Annotated in this window: 17 protein-coding genes; 11 read left to right on the top strand and 6 right to left on the bottom strand. The window is 67.8% G+C overall.

Going from position 1 to position 18,083, the window contains the following annotated elements; genetic code table 11:
* Positions 1-45 precede the first annotated feature (45 nt).
* Positions 46-588, bottom strand: coding sequence for a thiamine phosphate synthase (locus GRI99_RS04245; protein WP_160770707.1), 543 nt, complete (start codon positions 586-588; stop codon positions 46-48).
* A 20-nt stretch (positions 589-608) separates the two neighbouring features.
* Here GRI99_RS04245 and GRI99_RS04240 point away from each other — a divergent pair, with 20 nt between their 5' ends.
* Both GRI99_RS04240 and GRI99_RS04235 read left to right on the top strand, forming a co-directional pair.
* Complete coding sequence (locus tag GRI99_RS04240; RefSeq protein ID WP_160770706.1) at positions 609-1,295, top strand: YggS family pyridoxal phosphate-dependent enzyme; 687 nt, start codon at positions 609-611, stop codon at positions 1,293-1,295.
* 48 nt (positions 1,296-1,343) lie between these two features.
* A complete protein-coding gene (locus GRI99_RS04235) occupies positions 1,344-1,649 on the top strand; it encodes a PilZ domain-containing protein (protein WP_160770705.1) in 306 nt (101 codons plus the stop codon).
* A gap of 7 nt (positions 1,650-1,656) precedes the next feature.
* Here the strand turns inward: GRI99_RS04235 and GRI99_RS04230 are convergent, their stop codons facing one another.
* Entirely contained in the window at positions 1,657-4,434 is a 2,778-nt protein-coding gene (locus tag GRI99_RS04230; RefSeq protein WP_202392941.1) for a [protein-PII] uridylyltransferase, read from the bottom strand.
* A gap of 119 nt (positions 4,435-4,553) precedes the next feature.
* Here GRI99_RS04230 and lgt point away from each other — a divergent pair, with 119 nt between their 5' ends.
* From lgt to GRI99_RS04190, 8 genes are all read left to right on the top strand, one after another.
* Positions 4,554-5,480, top strand: a complete 927-nt coding sequence (lgt, locus tag GRI99_RS04225) for a prolipoprotein diacylglyceryl transferase (protein ID WP_160770703.1) — start codon at positions 4,554-4,556, stop codon at positions 5,478-5,480.
* Positions 5,473-6,525, top strand: a complete 1,053-nt coding sequence (locus GRI99_RS04220; RefSeq protein ID WP_160770702.1) for a class I SAM-dependent methyltransferase — start codon at positions 5,473-5,475, stop codon at positions 6,523-6,525. Before lgt ends, GRI99_RS04220 begins: the two co-directional genes overlap by 8 nt.
* 106 nt (positions 6,526-6,631) lie before the next feature.
* On the top strand, positions 6,632-7,645 hold the full coding sequence (locus GRI99_RS04215) for an alpha/beta hydrolase (protein WP_160770701.1): 1,014 nt from the start codon (positions 6,632-6,634) through the stop codon (positions 7,643-7,645).
* A gap of 5 nt (positions 7,646-7,650) precedes the next feature.
* Positions 7,651-8,700, top strand: coding sequence for an alpha/beta hydrolase (locus GRI99_RS04210; RefSeq protein WP_160770700.1), 1,050 nt, complete (start codon positions 7,651-7,653; stop codon positions 8,698-8,700).
* A gap of 38 nt (positions 8,701-8,738) precedes the next feature.
* Complete coding sequence (locus tag GRI99_RS04205) at positions 8,739-10,340, top strand: AbgT family transporter (protein WP_160770699.1); 1,602 nt, start codon at positions 8,739-8,741, stop codon at positions 10,338-10,340.
* 48 nt (positions 10,341-10,388) lie between these two features.
* Positions 10,389-11,318 carry an NAD(P)/FAD-dependent oxidoreductase gene (locus tag GRI99_RS04200; RefSeq protein ID WP_160770698.1) on the top strand — a complete coding sequence of 310 codons (930 nt, stop codon included), beginning with the start codon at positions 10,389-10,391 and terminating at the stop codon, positions 11,316-11,318.
* A gap of 63 nt (positions 11,319-11,381) precedes the next feature.
* Positions 11,382-11,999: a lysophospholipid acyltransferase family protein gene (locus GRI99_RS04195; RefSeq protein WP_337192859.1), complete on the top strand. Its 618-nt coding sequence runs from the start codon at positions 11,382-11,384 to the stop codon at positions 11,997-11,999.
* Positions 11,992-12,798 (top strand): DUF1295 domain-containing protein, encoded by an 807-nt coding sequence (locus tag GRI99_RS04190; protein WP_160770697.1) that lies wholly within the window; start codon positions 11,992-11,994, stop codon positions 12,796-12,798. The genes GRI99_RS04195 and GRI99_RS04190 overlap by 8 nt, the downstream gene beginning before the upstream one ends.
* Positions 12,799-12,804: 6 nt before the next feature.
* Here GRI99_RS04190 and GRI99_RS04185 read toward each other — a convergent pair whose 3' ends face one another.
* From GRI99_RS04185 to GRI99_RS04170, 4 genes are read right to left on the bottom strand one after another with little or no spacing between them, the layout of a single operon-like run.
* Positions 12,805-13,884 (bottom strand): alpha/beta hydrolase, encoded by a 1,080-nt coding sequence (locus GRI99_RS04185; RefSeq protein ID WP_160770696.1) that lies wholly within the window; start codon positions 13,882-13,884, stop codon positions 12,805-12,807.
* A gap of 23 nt (positions 13,885-13,907) precedes the next feature.
* Complete coding sequence (locus GRI99_RS04180; RefSeq protein ID WP_160770695.1) at positions 13,908-14,669, bottom strand: HpcH/HpaI aldolase family protein; 762 nt, start codon at positions 14,667-14,669, stop codon at positions 13,908-13,910.
* Between the two features lie 18 nt (positions 14,670-14,687).
* Entirely contained in the window at positions 14,688-16,253 is a 1,566-nt protein-coding gene (locus GRI99_RS04175; protein ID WP_160770694.1) for an alpha-N-arabinofuranosidase, read from the bottom strand.
* A gap of 30 nt (positions 16,254-16,283) precedes the next feature.
* A complete protein-coding gene (locus GRI99_RS04170) occupies positions 16,284-17,261 on the bottom strand; it encodes a Gfo/Idh/MocA family protein (protein ID WP_160770693.1) in 978 nt (325 codons plus the stop codon).
* Between the two features lie 65 nt (positions 17,262-17,326).
* On the opposite strand from GRI99_RS04170, the gene GRI99_RS04165 reads away from it, so the two are divergent.
* On the top strand, positions 17,327-18,070 hold the full coding sequence (locus tag GRI99_RS04165; RefSeq protein WP_337192858.1) for a FadR/GntR family transcriptional regulator: 744 nt from the start codon (positions 17,327-17,329) through the stop codon (positions 18,068-18,070).
* Positions 18,071-18,083 lie beyond the last annotated feature (13 nt).

The raw sequence follows: 18,083 nt of genomic DNA, 5'->3' as shown, positions 1-18,083 counted from the left end.
CCCGAAACGGTGCATTGTGAGTCCAGCCGGACTCGAGGTCAACCGCTAGTGCGCCGACAGGCCATCAATCGCTGCCCAGTGTGGCCATTGCAGCCTTCGCGCCGTGCCCCGGTTCATGCCGCCAAGCGCAATGACCGGCACGGGGCTTTGCGCGGCGAGCAGGCGGAACCTAACTGCGCCCAGGAACGGCGCGCCGGGGTGGGTGCGGGTGGCAAAGGCCGGGGAAAGAAGCACCGCGTCCGCCCCCTTGCGCGCCGCTGCGCCCAGTTCGCGCATGCTATGGGCGGTGGCCAGTTGCAGCAGGTCGCCGCGCCGGGGCCACAGGGCCAGCGGCGCACCATAGACCCCGTCTGCCCCCCATTCGCGTGCCGTCAGCGCGCTGTCGGCCAGCACCACCACGTGGCCGCGCGCCCGGGCCAGCCGCCTGAGCATGCGGAATCGCGCCAGCCGCTCCGGCCCATCAAGGTGATAGTGCCGGTAAACGAACCCGCTGCCATGCGGCAGGGCCGCCAGCGCCCGTTCCAGCCCGGCATCGTTGCGCGCATCGGACAGCAGCCACAGTGCAGGGAAGGGCTGGATCATGGCCATCGGCCCGCTATAGCGCGGCCATGAGCGAGAATGCAGCCACCCTTTTGGCCAATTTGCAGGCCGAGATTGCCAGGGCCTGCCGGATTGCCCGCCGCGATCCGGCCGGGGTCACCCTGGTGGCGGTCAGCAAGACCAGGCCGGTCGAGGACATCCTGCCGCTGGTCGAGGCCGGCCACATGGTCTTCGGCGAGAACCGCGTGCAGGAAGCGCAGGCCAAGTTCCCTGCCCTGCGCGAGCAGTATCCCGGCCTGCAACTGCACCTTGTGGGCCAGTTGCAATCGAACAAGGCGGACGATGCCGTGGCCCTGTTCGATGCCATCCATTCGCTCGACCGGCCCAGCCTGGTCACGGCGCTGGGCAAAGCGATGGACAAGGCGGGCCGCCGCGTGCCCTGCTTCGTGCAGGTCAATGTGGGCGAGGAGGAGCAGAAGGGCGGTTGCGCCATTGCCGATCTACCCGCCCTGCTGGGCCAGGCCCGCGCGGCCGATATCCCGCTGGCCGGGCTGATGTGCGTGCCGCCCGCCGATATCGAGCCCGCGCCGTTCTTCGCCTTCCTCGACAAGCTGGCCCGCGATCATGGGCTGGCCGATGAACAACCATGGGGCCGGAGCATGGGCATGAGCGGCGATTTTGCCACGGCCATCATGCTCGGCGCTACCCACGTCCGGGTGGGCACCGCGCTGTTCGGGAGCCGTGCGGCCAACTGAGCGCGTTCATTGCTGCAACGCAATATGGCGTGTGGTATGCCGGCGACCATGGAAGACGGCACCCCTGACGAAGGCCAGCGCCCCCGGCGCACCGAGCGCGCGGCGATCGACAAGGTGTGCGAGATCAAGATCGGCATCCGCAACTGGCACCAGGCCCGCCTGAAGGACCTGACGCCTGAGGGCTTCCGCCTCTCGCTGACCGACATGCCCGCCGTGGGCACGATGATGAAGATCCGCCTGCCCGGCATGGCCATCCTCGACGCGCAAGTGTGCTGGGCGCGTAATTTTGAGGCCGGCTGCAAGTTCGCCGCCCCGCTCAGCCCCTACGTGTTCGAGCACCTGGTGCGGCAGTAGCCGCCGCCTACTTCGCCACCTGCTCCGCAGCGGCAACCTTGGCCGGCTTCGGCTCACCCGCCGCGATTGCGCCCAGCAGCGCCTGTTCCACGCGGGCGAGGCGGTCCTTGCTCCAGATCTTGTGGCCGATCAGGTCGGTGACATAGAAGGTGTCCACCGCACGTTCGCCATACTGGGTGATGTGGGCGGAATTGATGATCAAGCTCTGTTCGAACATCGCCCGGGTCAGGCGGTTGAGCAGGGCGGGGCGGTCCGACGCGGTGACTTCCACCACGGTGAAGCGGTCGCTTGCCTCGTTGTCGAACAGCACGGCGCTTTCCACCGTGAAGGTTTCGGCCCGGCTGCGCGGAAGCGGGCGGGCGGCCAGCTTGGGCACCAGCTCGATCCGGCCCGCCAGCGCATCCTCGATGCTCTTCTTCAGGCGGGCAAGCTGGCCTTCTTCGCGAAACGGCTTGCCCAGCGGGTCCTGCACCAGGAAATTGTCGACCGCCTTGCCCACCCGGGTGGTGTGGATGCGCGCGTCGATCACGTTGGCGCCCGCCAGGTTGATTGCCCCCGCGATGCGGAAGAACAGGCCCGGGTGGTCATCCGCCATCACCGTGATCAGTGTGGCGCCGCGCGCCGGATAGTATTCGGTGTGGATCGTCAGCACCTGGTGGACATCGCGCGCGGCGGCATAGTGGGCCAGGTTGATGGCGATGATGTCCGCCGGTTCCTGCAGCCAGTAGTTGCGGTCGAACCGGTCATCCAGCTCGGCCAGCAGGTGCTTCTTCGTTCCGAGCAGTTCGGCCACTTCGGCGCGCTTGGTCCACAGGCGCTTTTCCTGCAAGTCGGCATCGTTATCCGCCCGCAGCATCTCGTCGGCGTAGTTGTAAAGCTCGGCCAGCAACTGCCGCTTCCAGCTGTTCCAGATGCCCGGCCCAACGGCGCGGATATCGACGATGGTGAGCACGGTTAGCTGCGCCAGCTTCTCGGCCTCGTCCACCTCCTCGATGAACTTGCGGATGGTGACGGGGTCCGACAGGTCGCGCTTGAAGGCGGTGGCGCTCATCAGCAGGTGCTTGGCCACCAGCCAGCTGACCAGCTTGGTTTCCGGCGCGGTCAGGCCCAGCCGCGGGCACAGCTTCAGCGCCACCTCGGCGCCCAGAAGCGAATGGTCGCCGCCGCGCCCCTTGGCGATATCGTGTAGCAGCGTGGCGACATAGAGCACCCGGCGGTACTTCAGCCCCGGCAGGATGCGGGTGGCCAACGGATGCTCTTCCCGCTCCTCCCCCCGCTCGATCCGGCTGAGCAGGCCGATGGCCCTGATCGTATGCTCGTCCACCGTATAGTGGTGGTACATGTCGAACTGCATCTGCCCGCCGACCTTGCCGAAATCGGGCACGAAGCGGCCGAACACGCCGCTCTCGTTCATCCAGCGCAGCACGGTTTCAGGATCGCGCCGGCCGCACAGCACGTCCAGGAAGGCGGCGTTGGCCCGCTCGTCCTTGCGGACCTCGGACTGGATCAGCCCGGCATCGCGGCGGATCAGGCGGATCGTCTCGGGATGGATCTCCAGCCCCTCGCGCTCGGCCAGGGCATAGATTTCCACCAGCCGCACGGGATCGGCCTTGAACCAGTTGTCATCCGGCGCGGCCAGCTTGCCGGCCTGCAGCGGATAGCCTTCGACAAAGCGGCTCTTGCGGGTGCGGAAGCGTTGCAGAAGCCCTTCGCGCCGCTTGGGGGCCAGCGCCTGTTCCTGCATCTGCGCCAGGAACACGCCGGTCAGGTTGCCCACGTGCTGCGCCTGCAGGAAATAGAACTGCATGAACCGTTCGACTGCGCTCTTGCCCGGCCGGTCGGCGTAATGCATCCGCCTGGCCACTTCGCGCTGCAGGTCGAAGGTCAGGCGGTCCTCGCCGCGCCCGGCAATGGAGTGCAGGTGGCTGCGCACGGCCAGCAGGAAGCCCTCGGCGCGGCGGAAGCTGCGGTATTCCTCGCGCGTGAACAGGCCCTTGTCGACCAGCTCCGCCGCGCTTTTCACGCGGTAGTTGTACTTGCCGATCCAGTACAGGGTCTGCAGGTCGCGCAGGCCGCCCTTGCCGTCTTTCACATTGGGTTCAACGACATAGCGCGAATCGCCCATGCGCTTGTGCCGGGCATCGCGCTCGGCCAGCTTTTCGGCGGTGAACTGGGCTTCGCTGCCCGGCACCACGTCACCCCAGAACCGGTCGCTGGCCATCTGGTAGACCTCGCGGTCACCCCACAGGTAGCGGCTTTCCAGGATCGCGGTGCGGATGGTCAGGTCAGCCTTGGCCTGGCGCACCATCTCGTCCAGGCTGCGGCTGGAATGGCCCACGGTCAGCCCCAGGTCCCACAGGAAATAGAGGATTGCCTCGATCACCTGCTCGCACCATGCGGTGGGCTTGGCGGGGGTGATAAAGGCGATGTCCACGTCCGAATGGGGGCACATCTCGCCGCGCCCGTATCCGCCCACGGCCAGCAGGGCCAGCCGCTCGCCGCTGGAACGGTTGGCCACCGGGTACAGGTCGCCCACCACGTGATCGTGAACCACGCGGATGATCTGGTCGATCAGGAAAGCGTGGCCGTGGGTGATCTCGTGCCCGGCAGCGGGCGAGGCGGCCAGCCGTTGCCCCAGTTCCGCCCGGCTGGCGGCCAGCGCCTCGCGCAGCAGGGTAACGATGGCGCCGCGGGCATTGCCGGCGCCCTTGTCCTCCACGGCATCGTCGATCGCCGCCACCAGGGCGCGGCGGTCGATCACGGCTCTCTGGTCGGGGATCAGCATCTGCGGCACAGACAGGCAGATAGTCGCAAGCCGCGCGTTTGCAAAACGCCAATGGGCTTTTCCCAGCCAACGGGGTGTGCCATTGGCTTGGGCCACGTTGCAAAGGGCGCTTAACGACCATGCTGGAATTCCTGGCCGCTTCCGCCAGTGGCGTCATCAACTGGGCAGATCTGGGTTTCAAGCCGGGGATCGATCTGGGCTTCTTCACCCTGCGGTTCTATTCGCTGGCTTACCTTGGCGGCCTGCTGCTGGCCGCCTGGCACCTGTCGAAGATGATCAAGGCCCCCGGCGCGCCGATGGCGGCGCGCCATGTGGAAGACCTTTTCTTCTACTGCATGCTGGGCGTGATCGTGGGCGGGCGGCTGGGCTATGCCACGTTCTACGACCAGAGCCTGTGGACCGGGTTCGAGGGTGACGGCATCGTCAGCTGGAAGCTGTTGCGGCTGTGGGACGGGGGGATGAGCTTCCACGGCGGCCTGATCGGCGTGCTGCTGGCGATGGCCTGGGTCAGCCGCCGGGGCAAGCTGCCGTTCCTGCGGGTGGCAGACTATATCGCGGTCAACGTAGGCTTCGGCATGTTCTTCGGCCGGCTGGCCAACTTTGTGAACGGCGAACTGTGGGGCCGCGCGGCGGGCGAGGGCGTGCCCTGGGCGATGACCTTCTGCGACCTGGGGCGCGACATTTCCGGCACCTGCCTGTCCACCTTCACCCCGCGCCACCCCAGCCAGCTTTACGAAGCCGCGCTGGAAGGGCTGATCATCATGCTGGTGCTGATCCCGCTGTTCTGGAAAACGGGCGCCCGGTATCGCCCCGGCCTGCTGGTGGGTCTGTTCACGGCCATGATCGGCCTGGGCCGTTTCACCGTGGAATTCTTCCGCGAGCCCGACGCGCAACTGGCCGAGTTTGCTGCCGAAACCGGCCTCAACATGGGCCAGTGGCTGACCATTCCGCTGATCGCGGTGGGCCTGTTCTTCGTGGTCCGCGCGCTCAGGCGCCCGCCACTCGCCAGCGGTTACGTGCCGCCGGCGGAAGCATCCGATGGCTGACGGCGCGCAGGCGGACATCTTCCGCCGGCTGATCCACTCCACCGGGCCGATCAGCCTGATGCAGTTCATGGGCGAGAGCAACGCGCGCTATTACAGCCAGGCCGAGGCGCTGGGCGAACACGGCGATTTCATCACCGCGCCCGAAGTCAGCCAGATGTTCGGCGAGCTGATCGGCCTGTGGCTGGCCGACCTGTGGATCCGCGCCGGGCGGACCGAGCCGGTGCATTATGTGGAGCTTGGCCCGGGCCGCGGTTTCCTGGCCCGCGATGCGCGCCGGGCGATGAAACGTTATGGCCTGGAACCGCGCATGCACCTGGTGGAAGCATCGGTGAAGCTGCGCGACGAGCAGCTTGTGCAGGTGCCCGACGCGTTCTTCCATCACGACCTGTCGACCGTGCCGGTGAAGGGCCCCATGCTGCTGGTGGCCAACGAGTTCCTCGATGCTCTGCCGATCCGCCAACTGGTGATGACCGGCGATGGCTGGCGCGAGGTGATGGTGGGGCTGGAGGGCGACGAATTCGTCCTCGTCGCCGGCCGCCAGCCGATGGATGTGGCCGTGCCCGAGGCGCGGCGCCAGGCGCCGGTGGGCACGGTGATCGAGACCTGCCCCGGCGCGGCGGCCACGCTGTTCGAGGTGGCCGGGCGGCTGACCGGGCAGGGCGGCGTGGCCCTGTTCATCGACTATGGCTACCTGGCCCCGCGCACCGGCTCCACCCTGCAGGCGATCCGCGGGCACCAGAAGGTCGATCCCTTCGCCATGCCGGGCGAGGCGGACCTCACCGCCCATGTCGATTTCGACCAGATGAAGCAGGTGGCCCTGTCGCGGGGCGCGCGCTGGATGGGATCGACCACGCAAGGCGCCTGGCTGACCGCGCTGGGCATTCACCACCGCGCCGAATCGCTGGCCGAATTCGCCCCCCAGCACCGCGAGGTGCTGATGCGCGCGCGCGACCGGCTGGTGCTGCCGGACCAGATGGGCGAGCTGTTCAAGGTGATGGCCCTGGCCGGCCCCACCTGGCCCGACGGCTCGGGCTTCGGGGCCTGAGCCGCACCCCCCTCTCCTGATACAAAGTGAGGCTGGACAAAGCCTGCCGGCGCTTTGAAAACTCCCCGCCGATCAGCGGCAAAGACCGCGTCAGGGGAGGAGAGACATGCGCAAGGTATTGGCAATCGGATTGGCAGCACTGGCCGCGCTGACGGTGCAGGGGGCCCAGGCGCAGGACCGGGCGCGCCTTGCATGGGAAACGTTCCACAGCCGCGCCATTGCCGGCAACCTGGAAGGCAACACCGCCGACCGCACCGTGCTGGTGGTCACGCCGCCGGGCTATGACGAGCATCCCGACCGCCGCTATCCGGTGGTCTATTTTCTCCACGGCTACTGGGCCACGCCGCAGATGTACCAGGAGATGATGCACTTTGACGAAGCCGTGCAGGGCGCGGCCGAGGCGGGGAACGAGGTGATCCTGGTGATGCCCGATGGCCATTCGGCGCTGAAGGGCGGGTTCTATTCCAGCGGTCCGACCGTGGGCGATTACGAAACCATGGTGGCGGACGAGCTGGTGACCTGGGTGGACGCCAACTATCGCACCATTCCCAATGCCGACAGCCGGGGCCTCGCAGGCCACTCTATGGGCGGCTACGGCACGATCCGCGTGGCGATGAAGCACCCGGACGTGTTCTCCAGCATCTACATGATGAGCGCCTGCTGCCTGCAGCCGATGACCATGACGCCCGAGGACGCCCGCCGGATCGAGGCCATGACCGAGGCCGATGTGGCCGCCGCCAATTTCGGCCAGTTGGCCAGCGTCTCCACGCTTGCCACCTGGTCGCCCGACCCCACGGCGGAAGGCTTCCTGAAGATCGATACCGGCCTGCAACCCGATGGCACGGTGGATCCGCTGGTCAACCAGCGGCTGGCCGCCAATTCCCCGGTGGTGCTGCTGCCGCAGTACCTGCCCGCGCTGAACACCCTGGAAGCCTTCGCCATCGATATCGGTGACCAGGATTTCCTGCTGGAAGGCAACCGCCAGTTCCTGCGCGAGCTTGAACGGTTCGGCGTGGAGCACCAGTTCGAACTGTACGAGGGCGACCACGGCAACCGCATTGCCGAGCGCATCCGCAGCGAGGTGCTGCCCTTCTTCGCCCAGCATCTCGACCGGGATTGACCGCGATGTTGAAGACCGTACTCGCCGCTGCCCTCGCGGCCCCCCTGTTTGCCCTCGCTGCGCCCGCTTTGGCGCAGAACATCACCGCGCCCGATGCCGTGGTGCCGGCCGGGATCACCGTGCGGGCCGAGATGGTCCACGGTCCCTCGCTGGAAGGCAATCTGGAGGGCAATGCGCCCACCCGCGAGGTGATGGTGGTGCTGCCGCCCAGCTATGCCACCAACCCGGATCGCCGCTATCCGGTGGTCTATTACCTGCACGGCTTCGCCATCAGCGGCCGCGACTTCTACGATTACATGCAGGTGCCCACCGCCGTGGCGCAGAACGCGGACCAAGGGCGCGAGTTCATCGTGGTGGTGCCCGATACGCTGACCGCCATGGGCGGTTCGATGTATTCCAACAGCGTCACCACGGGCAATTTCCGCGATTTCATCGCCACCGATCTGGTGCAGTATATCGATGCCAGGTTCCGCACGATTGCCCGGCGCGAAGGGCGGGCATTGGTGGGCCATTCGATGGGCGGCTATGGCACGTGGGTGGTGGGGATGACCCATCCGGACGTGTTCAACGCGATCTGGGCGCAGAGCGCGTGCTGTGTTTCCGCCCGCACCGAGACGCCCGAAAGCGCCGCCGCAATGGCCGCCGTGCCGCGTGACGGGGTGGATGCCGCCGGCTTCGGGATGCGCGCAGGCCTGGCCAGTGCGGTTGCCTGGGCACCCAATCCGCAGAACCCGCCCTTCTATGTTGACTGGCCGGTTGCGGCAGATGGTAGCGTGGACCGGCTGGTGCTGGCCCGCTGGGCCGCCAATTCGCCGCTGGCGATGGTTTCCAGCCATGTGAGCGCGCTCCGCAGCTTCGCCGCCATCGGGGTCGACGTGGGCGACCGCGACGGGCTGGTGGCCGATGATACGCTGATCCACCAGGAGCTTGAGAAATTCGGCATCGCCCACGAATGGGCGATTTACGAAGGCACCCACACCGACAAGATCGGCGCACGCTTTGCCAGCGTGGTCCTGCCGTTCATGGCGCAGCATCTGGACATGGGCGACGAATAGCGGCCTAATGGCGCGATCCACCCCCTGACGGAGACCGCATGAACCCGCCCGAACCCGCCGCCATCCCCCGCCAGCGCGGGTTCCTGGGTTTTGTGGAACGGGCGGGCAACCTGCTGCCCGAACCGACGATGATCTTCGTCTGGCTGATCGGCGTACTGGTGGTGCTGTCGATCGTGGGCGCGGCGCTGGGGTGGAGCGCCAGCCTGCCCTATTCCGGCGAGACCCCGCCCGAAGGCGCGGTGCTGGCCGACGGCAAGCTGACCTATCGCGCCACCAGCCTGCTGGCGGCCGAGAACGTCACCCGCCTGCTGACCGAAATGCCGCGCACGATGGCGGGCTTTGCCCCGCTTGGCCTGATCCTGACGATCATGCTGGGTGCTGCGGTGGCCGAGCGGTCGGGCCTGCTGTCTGCCCTGATCCGCGCTTCGCTGAGGAATGCGCCGCGTGGCCTGTTGACCCCGCTGGTGGCGCTGGTGGGCATGGTCTCGCACCATGCATCCGATGCCGCCTACCTGGTCTATGTGCCGTTGGCGGCGCTGGTCTTTGCGACGGCGGGCCGCCATCCGCTGGCGGGACTGGCGGCCGCCTTTGCGGCCGTCTCGGGCGGCTATGCCGGCAACATCACGCCGGGCCAGATCGATGTGCTGCTGTTCGGCTTCACGCAGGAAGCCGCACGCATCGTGGAGCCCGGCTGGGTGATGAACCCGGCGGGCAACTGGTGGTTCATCCTGGCGATCGTGGTGCTCTATATCCCCGCCATCTGGTTCATCACCGACCGGGTAATCGAGCCCCGGCTGGGACAATGGTCGGGCGCGATGGATGACCAGACCCGGGCCGACCTCGCCCGCACCGGGCTGGAGCCGGCCGAGCGCAAGGGTTTGCGCCGTGCCGGGCTGGCTGCGCTGCTGGTGATCGGCGCCTACGCCGCGCTCACCCTGGTCCCCGGCTATGCCCCGCTGTTCAACGCGGAAGGGGAAGGCACGGCGCAGTTCCAGCCCCTGCTGGGGGCGCTGGTGGCGGGGTTCTTCCTGCTGTTCCTGCTGTGCGGCATCGCCTTCGGCAGCGCGGCGGGAACGGTCCGTTCGTCGAAGGACGTGACCGACATGATGCAGGAAGGCATCCGCGCGATGGCCCCTTACATCGTGTTCGTGTTCTTCGCCGCGCATTTCGTGGCCATGTTCAACTGGAGCCGGCTTGGCCCCATCCTGGCGATCGACGGGGCCGAGGTGCTCTCTGCCCTGGCGCTGCCCGCCCCGTTGCTGCTGGTCAGCGTGCAGATGCTGGGATCCTTCCTCGACCTGTTCATCGGCTCGGCCAGCGCCAAGTGGAGCGCGCTGGCGCCGGTGGTGGTGCCGATGTTCATGCTGCTGGGGATCAGCCCGGAAATGACCACGGCGGCCTATCGCATGGGGGACAGCTACACCAACATCATGACCCCGCTGATGAGCTATTTCCCGCTGATCCTGGCCTTTGCCCGGCGGTGGGATGCGGGTTTCGGCGTCGGCTCGCTGCTGGCGCTGATGCTGCCCTATGCGCTGACCTTCATGGTGGTGGGCGTGGCCATGGTGGTGGGCTGGGTGGCGCTGGACCTGCCGCTGGGGCCGGGCGCGCAGGTGTTTTACCAGCCGCAGCAGCGCTGAGCGGATTGCCGGCGGGAGCCAGCGCGCCGTTCGCGCGTTTGGCCACGCATGGGGGCTGACAGTGACCTTCTCGATTGCGTGATCGTGGGTGGCGGGCCGGCCGGCCTGACTGCGGCGATCTACCTTGCCCGGTTCCACCGGCGCGCGGTGCTGGTGGACCGGGGCGGCAGCCGCGCGGCGATGATCCCGCGCAGCCACAACCACCCGGGCTATCCTGACGGCATTCCCGGCAAGGAACTGCTGGCGCTGATGGCCCGGCAGGCGCGCGGGTTCGGCGCGGACCTGCGGCAGGGCAACGTCACCGGGATCACCGCGCGAGGGGCGGACTGGTGCCTCACGCTGGCCGATGGCAGCACATTGCAAACCCGCACTGTCCTGTTCGCCACGGGGGTAGACAACCGCGCGCCCGATATCCCGCAGGCCGTGCACGATGCCGCCCTGAATGCCGGCACCCTACGCTATTGCCCGATCTGCGATGCCCACGAGGTGACCGGCCAGCGCATCGTGGTGCTGGGAGCGGAAAGCCACGGCGTGGCCGAGGCGCTGTTCCTGCGCCACTATTCCCCCCAAGTCACCCTGCACACCCGGCAGGAATGCGAACTGCACGAGAAGGACCGGGCCGACCTGGCCCGCGCGGGCGTGGCCTGGGATCCGCGCCCCGTTACCCGCTATGACTTTGCGGACGGTGGCGTTACCCTCCATTTCGCCGATGGCAGCACGGTCCAGGCCGATACGCTCTACCCCGCGCTGGGTTCGGATCCCAATGTCGAGCTGGTCGCGCAGCTGGGCTTCCGGCTGGACGGCGCGCGTTGCGTGCTGACCGACAGCCACCAGCGCATGGGCCTTGCAGGCCTCTACGCGGCGGGAGACGTGGTGGCAGCGCTCGACCAGATCAGCGTGGCGATGGGCCATGCCGCCGTGGCCGCCACCGCCATCCACAACGACCTGCGGGCGCGTGACGGAGACACCCCGGCCTAGGGGCCCCCTTTCCGCCGCTTGTTCGCCCGTGCTACACGCTACCTGGGGATCAAGGGGAACGGGGTGCCGCACTCGAAGCCGTCGCTGTCATCGCGCCTGATGTGGCGCCTGCTGGGCTGGCTGTTCCGGGTGAAGGGCTGGCGCGTGGAAGGCCGCGCCCCGGACCTGCCCAAGTTCATCATCGTCGGTGCGCCACATACCAGCAACTGGGACTTCGTGTTCTTTGCCGGGGCAGTGGAGCAACTGGGGATCGAACCCAGCTTCATCGGCAAGCACACGCTGTTCCGTTGGCCGCTGAGGCGCTTCATGTACGACATGGGCGGGATGCCGGTGGATCGCAGCAAGCCGGGCGGCTATGTCCGCAGCGTGATCCGCGGCTTCGAGCAGGCCGGGCGGATGGCGCTGGTCATCGCGCCTGAAGGCACGCGCGGTTCTACCGGCAAGTGGCGCAGCGGCTTCTACCATATCGCCATGGGGGCGCAGGTGCCGATCGTGCCAGCCTGGGTCGACCATCAGAGGATGGTGGGCGGCATGGGTGATCCGGTGATGCCCACGGGGGACTACCGGGCCGACATGCTGCGCCTGCTGGCCTATTACCGCCGCGTGATGCCCCGGTGCCCGCGCTGGGACGTGCTCGAGGCCTCGCTGCCACCAGGGGGCGAAGGGTCGGCCGGTGGGTGAGGCGATCTTCCCCGCGCTCGGCATCAATCTTGCCGCCACTTTCGGGCTGGCGCTGGCCTGCTGGCTGCTGTCGCTGGCATCGGGCAAGGTCTCGTTTGTCGATGCCGTGTGGGGCGGGGCCATGGCGGGCCTGGCCGCGCTCAGCTTCGCGCAGGTCGGGCGGCCCGGTGCTCTGGCCATGCTGATCCTCGCCATGACCGTGATCTGGGGGGTGCGCCTGGCGCTGCACCTGCTGCGGCGTTTCCTGCGCCATGGCGAGGACCCGCGCTATGTCCGTATCCTGGCGCAGGACCGCGCGCGGGGCCGCTTTGCCCTCGCCAGCCTGGCGAAGGTCTGGCTGCTCCAGGGTGTGCTGCTGTTCGGCGTTTCGCTGGCAGCGCAGGCGGGCATCCTGCTGGCGGGCGGGCGGGATGCGATTGGGCAGCTTGCCTGGGCGGGGCTGGCCCTGTGGGCCGTTGGCATCGTGTTCGAATGGGTGGGTGACTGGCAGTTGGCCCGGTTCAAGGCCGATCCCGCAAACAGGGGCCGGGTGATGGACCGGGGCCTGTGGCGCTATACCCGCCACCCCAACTACTTTGGCGATGCCTGCGTGTGGTGGGGCGTGTGGCTGGCGGCACTGGACGCAGGTTGGCAGGCTGCGCTGCTGGGCCTGCCGGGCCTCGCCTTCCTCACCTTCACGCTCACCCGCTGGTCGGGCGCGGCGATGACCGAGGCGGCCATGGCGGAGAAATACGGCCTCGCATTTGCCGACTATGTGCGCTGCACCCCTGCATTCTTCCCCGGCAGGCCCCGGGATTGAGGCCCCTCAGGGCTGGGTAAAGTCCAGGTTGCGCCCGAAGAACGGCAGCACGTTGTCCTGCATGCGGAATGCCAGGCGGTTGGTGTGGTCGCCGTCATAGACCTCGAACTCCGTCGGCACGCCCAGCGCGCGCATGGCTTCTGCCATCAGCGTCGTGTCGCGGACCAGCCCGTCGCGGTTGCCCACATCCAGCCCCACCGCGCGGTACTGGCGCACCAGCGTGGAATATTGGTCGATGAAGGCCAGAGGGGCGTTGGCGGTCCACTTGGCCAGGATCTCGGGCCGTTCGGTGCCCGTCTCGTCCACCGGCAGGTCGATAAAGAGCGGCGGGCGGTTGGGGTTGGGCGAATAGGCGGCGGAAAAGGCCATGGTGCCGCGCTGGTTGAACGGCAGGCTCGCACTCTGCTCGGGCGATGTCAGGCCGAAGATCGCCTGCGCGTCGGCGGCGGTCAGTCCGCGCATGCCCAGCGGGGACTGGCAGCACGGGCTCATCAGGTAGAGCGCGCGATAGCGGTCCGCGCGGCGCACGCCGATGCGGCTGGCGCCATAGCCGCCCATCGAATGGCCCACCAGCCCGCGGCTCTCGGGCCGGGCCAGCGTGCGATAGCGGCTGTCGATATGGGCCACCAGTTCGTCGGCAATGAAGTTCTCGAAATTGCCGGTGGTGACGCTGTTGGAATAAAAGGCGCCGTTGTACACGTTCTTGCTGCTGGGCAGCACCAGGATCATTTCCGGCGTGCCCTGCGCAAAGGCGGCGGCGGCGGTCTGTTCGATGCGGATTTCCTGGATCCACTGCTCGGCATCGATCGAATAGCCGTGCAGGGCATAGACCACCGGGTAATAGCGGCCCGGTTCACGGTCATAACTGGGGGGCAGCACCACGATCACCGGCCGGTCTGCCGGAGTGCCCAGCAGGTTGCCTTCGATCTCGCGCGAGTGGACCGTGATCCGCTCTAGCCGCACGGCTTCCGCGCCGGGCACGGCGGGCGGCACCTCGGTTGCCACCTGCGCCGCTGCCGGCATGGCCAAACCCGCTATCACCAGTCCCATGGCAAGCGCCAGCGCGTGCCCGATCGTCTTCCGCATTGTCTCTCTCCCCCTGTTCGTAATCAGCCGCGCACGGCCTGCAGCACGTCGCGCGCGCCGTTGATGATCAGGCCGATGTCGGTCCCCACCGAAGCGAAGGCGAAGCCTTGCGCGAACGAGGCTCTCGCGTGGTCCGGCGAAAGGGCGAAAATGCCCGCTGGCTTGCCTGCCGCGCTGATCGCGGCATAGGCGGCATCGATGGCCTCGGTCACCTCCGGATGGCGCGGATTGCCCAGGTGGCCCAGCGATGCCGCCAGGTCGGACGGGCCGATGAACAGCGCGTCTACCCCGTCCACCGCGGCGATTTCCGCCACGTTCTCCAGCCCCAGGCGGCTCTCGATCTGCACGATCAGGGTGATCTTCTCGCTGGCCGTGTGCAGGTAATCCGCATCGATGCCGAAATTCGCCCCCCGGCTGGTGGCGCTGGACACGCCGCGGATGCCGTGTGGCGGATAGCGGCAGGCGCGCACCAGGCCGGCCGCCTGCTCCGCCGTTTCCACCATCGGCACCAGCAGGGTGTGCAGGCCCAGGTCAAGGTACTGCTTGATCACCACCGGCTCGCCAAAGGCCACGCGCACGATGCATTCAACCGGGAAGGCGGCGATGGCCTGGGCCTGGGCCAGCAGGCTCTCGATCGAATTGGGCGAATGCTCGCCGTCCAGCAGCAGCCAGTCGAACCCCTGCCGGGCACAGATTTCCGCCGAATAGGGATTGGCCAGGGCCTGCCACAGGCCCACCAGCGGGCGGCCGGCGGCAAGCTGTTGCTTGAAACTGGGAAGGGTCATCGGGTCTCCTGTCAGGGATCAGTCGAGTTGCAGTACCACCACCGAACGGGCCGGCATGGTAACGTTCAGACGGCTATCGGCAATGCGCGCGCCGGTGAAGGCTACTGGCACCACGGCATCCGGCCGGGCAACGGTGTTATGCGAATTGATCGCCGCGCCGGTCAGCACCCTGCCGCTCACTTGCCGGGCGGTCATCCCGTCCAGCGTCAGCGCCACGGGGATGGCCGTGTCGGGATCGACATTGCTCAGCGCAACATAGGTCTTGCCGTCCCTGCCGCGCACGGCCGAGGCGCTGATGGCGGGCATGGCATGCTCGCCAAAGGTGTAATCCGGCGTGGCGAGGTCCAGCGGCAGCACGGTGCCATCCTGGAAGGGCACGTACATTTCGAACACGTGGAACGTGGGCGTGCGCACCATCTGGTCCCCGTCGGTCAGCACCATCGCCTGCAGCACGTTCACCATCTGGGCGATCGCGGTCATCTTCACGCGGTCGGCATGTTTGGCAAAGACGTTGAGGTGGATCGCCGCCAGCAGCGCATCGCGCAAGCTGTTCTGCTGCTGCAGGAAGCCCGGGTTGGTGCCGGGTTCGGGCGCATACCAGGCACCCCATTCGTCCAGTGCCAGCCACACGCGGTTGTCGGGATCGTACTGGTCCATCACTGCAATGTGGCTGGCCAGGATCTGGTCGATCTCATAGGCCCCAGCGAGCGTTTCGGCCCACTGGTCCTCGCCGAACTGCGTGGCACTGCGGCTGGGCGGCCAGCCACCGGGCACGGTGTAGTGGTGCAGCGAAAGGGCATCCACCTGGCGCACGGTCTGCTGCATCATGGTGCGGGTGAATTCCACGTCGTCGTCGCTTGCCCCGCTGGCGATCTTGATGATCTGCGTGCCTGCTGGAGCCTTGACGAAGGTGGCATAGCGGCGCGTCTCGTCGGCGGCATATTCGGCGCGCATGTTGCCGCCACAGCCCCACAACTCGTTGCCCAAGCCGAAATAGGGCAGGGCCCAGGGCTCGGCCCGGCCGTTGGCGGCGCGTTCCTCGGCCAGGCTGCCGGCGGGGCTGGTGATGTACTCGACCCACTCGGCCATCTCGCGTGGCGTGCCGCTGCCGACATTGCCGGAGATGTAGGCTTCGGCATCGAGCTGGTCGATCAGTTCGAAGAACTCGTGCGTGCCGACCGCGTTGGGCTCGGTCACCCCGCCCCAGTGGGTGTTGATCTTGACCGGGCGGTTGGCCCCGATGCCTTCGCGCCAGTGATATTCGTCGGCAAAGCAGCCGCCCGGCCAGCGCACCACCGGCACGCGCAGCTCGCGCAGCGCGCCGATCACGTCGTTGCGGAAGCCGTTGGTGTTGGGGATCGGGCTATCCGTACCGACATAGAGCCCGCCGTAGATGCCGGTGCCCAGGTGCTCGGCAAACTGGGTGAAGATGCGCCGGTCATAGGTGGGGCCGGGATCATAGGCGCGGATCGTGCCGCGCGCGTCCTGGGCCTGCACCTGCGGGGCTGTGGCGGCGAGCGCGGCCATGCAAAGCGCGGCTGGCGCCACGGCGGCACAGAGCGATTTGCGCAGGGTAGTCAGCATGGCGGGTGATCCTCTCGTGAGTCTATGCTGTCAGTGGGTGAAGGCGGGGGCAGGGTGGCGCTCGCCCAGCAGGAAGGCGTCGGCCACCAGGGCCAGCGGGGCCAGGTCGAAGTCGCTCTCTCCCCGTGCGATCAGGTCGGCAAAGCGGGCATATAGCGCGGCATATTCGCCATCGGGTGCAGGCGGGGAGGCGGCCTGGCCCGGCAGGGTGAGATGCGCCCCGCCAAGGTCCAGCGCCAGCGTGCCGGCATCGGTCTCCACGGCAATCCGCCAGGTTTGCGGACCCTGCTGGCGAAAGTCGAAGTCGGCGGCGACCGGCAGGCCGGACGCGGTGCGCATGGCAAGGCGGGCGGCGATCGGGGTCTGCCAGTTGTCCGGCACCTCCAGGCTGGCACTGGCCATGGTCACCGGCTCTGCCAGCAGGGCGGTGAGGATCGAGAGGGCGTTGATGCCCGGATCGAACACTCCCATGCCACCTGCCAGGTCGATCCAGCGCTGGCCGGGGTGCCAGTGGCACACGTCTTCGCGCCAGGTAATGGAGATGGATCTGATAGCCCTGCCGGCCAGCCAGGCACGCGCCGGTTCTACCCCGGCGGCGAAGCGCGAGTGCCACGCGGCAAACAGCGTGACGCCGCCTGCGTGCGCGGCATCGGCCATGGCCTGCGCCTGCGCCATGCCGCTGGCGGGCGGCTTCTCGCACAGCACGTGCAGGCCGCGCGCCACGGCATCCAGCACCAGTTGCCCGCGCACCTGCGGAGTGGTGCAGATGGCCAGCGCCTGGATGTCCGTGTGGGCTGCCAGCATGGCCGCCATATCGGGATAGTGCGGCACACCGGTCATGGCGGCAGCGGCAGGATCGGCGGTGGCAAGCAGGGCAAAGGCGGGATTGCCCGCAATCGCGGCCAGGTGCTGATCGCGCACGATCTTGCCCGTGCCCACGATGCCCAGCCTGATTGCCACGAGTCCACCCCTTCCTATTACTCCGACATATCGAAGCGGGCGGGGCATTGCAACATGGCTTGCCAGCACGCGGCCCACGGGGGTAGGCCGGACAGGATCAACAGGGGTGCCCGGTGAACGAAACTGGCGACGATGACGTGGAACGCGCAGCCGTGCGGCGGCCGGGCCGGCGCCTGCACGGCGCCGTGGCCAACAAGTTGGGCATCGCCATCGTTAGCGGCGAGTATGCACCGGGCGATGTCCTGTCGGGTGAAGTGGCCTTTGCCGAGGAGCTGAACGTTTCGCGCAGCGCCTATCGCGAGGCGATGCAGGTGCTGACCGCCAAGGGCCTGGTGGAAAGCCGCCCCAAGGCGGGCACCCGCGTACTGCCGCGCAGCCGCTGGAACGTGCTGGACCCCGATGTGCTGGCCTGGGCCTTTGCCCGCACGCCGGACCGCAAGTTCGTGCGCGACCTGTTCGAGCTGCGTGCCGTGGTGGAACCGGCGGCGGCGGGCATGGCTGCCGCACGGCGTGACCGGCTGCAACTGGCCGAGATGCGCGAGGCGCTGGCCCTGATGCGCCGCCACTCGCTGGCCTCGGAAGAAGGGCGCGCGGCGGACCGCGATTTTCACAAGGCAATCCTGCGTGCCACCGGCAACGATGCGGTGCAGGCGCTGGCTGCGGGCATCGGTGCGGCGGTCAACTGGACCACCCAGTTCAAGCAGCGCGCCCGCGAACTGCCGCGGAACCCGCTGCCCGATCACGTGCGGGTGTTCGATGCCATCGCCGCGCAGGATGTGGAGGGCGCAACCCAGGCGATGCGCACACTGGTGGAACTGGCCCTGGCCGATACGCAGGACGCGATGGACGGCGAATAGCCGCCCCTGCCGG

This window comes from Alteraurantiacibacter buctensis (genome assembly GCF_009827655.1).
GTDB classification, from domain to species: domain Bacteria; phylum Pseudomonadota; class Alphaproteobacteria; order Sphingomonadales; family Sphingomonadaceae; genus Alteraurantiacibacter; species Alteraurantiacibacter buctensis.
This window is presented reverse-complemented; position numbering and strand designations above follow the sequence as displayed.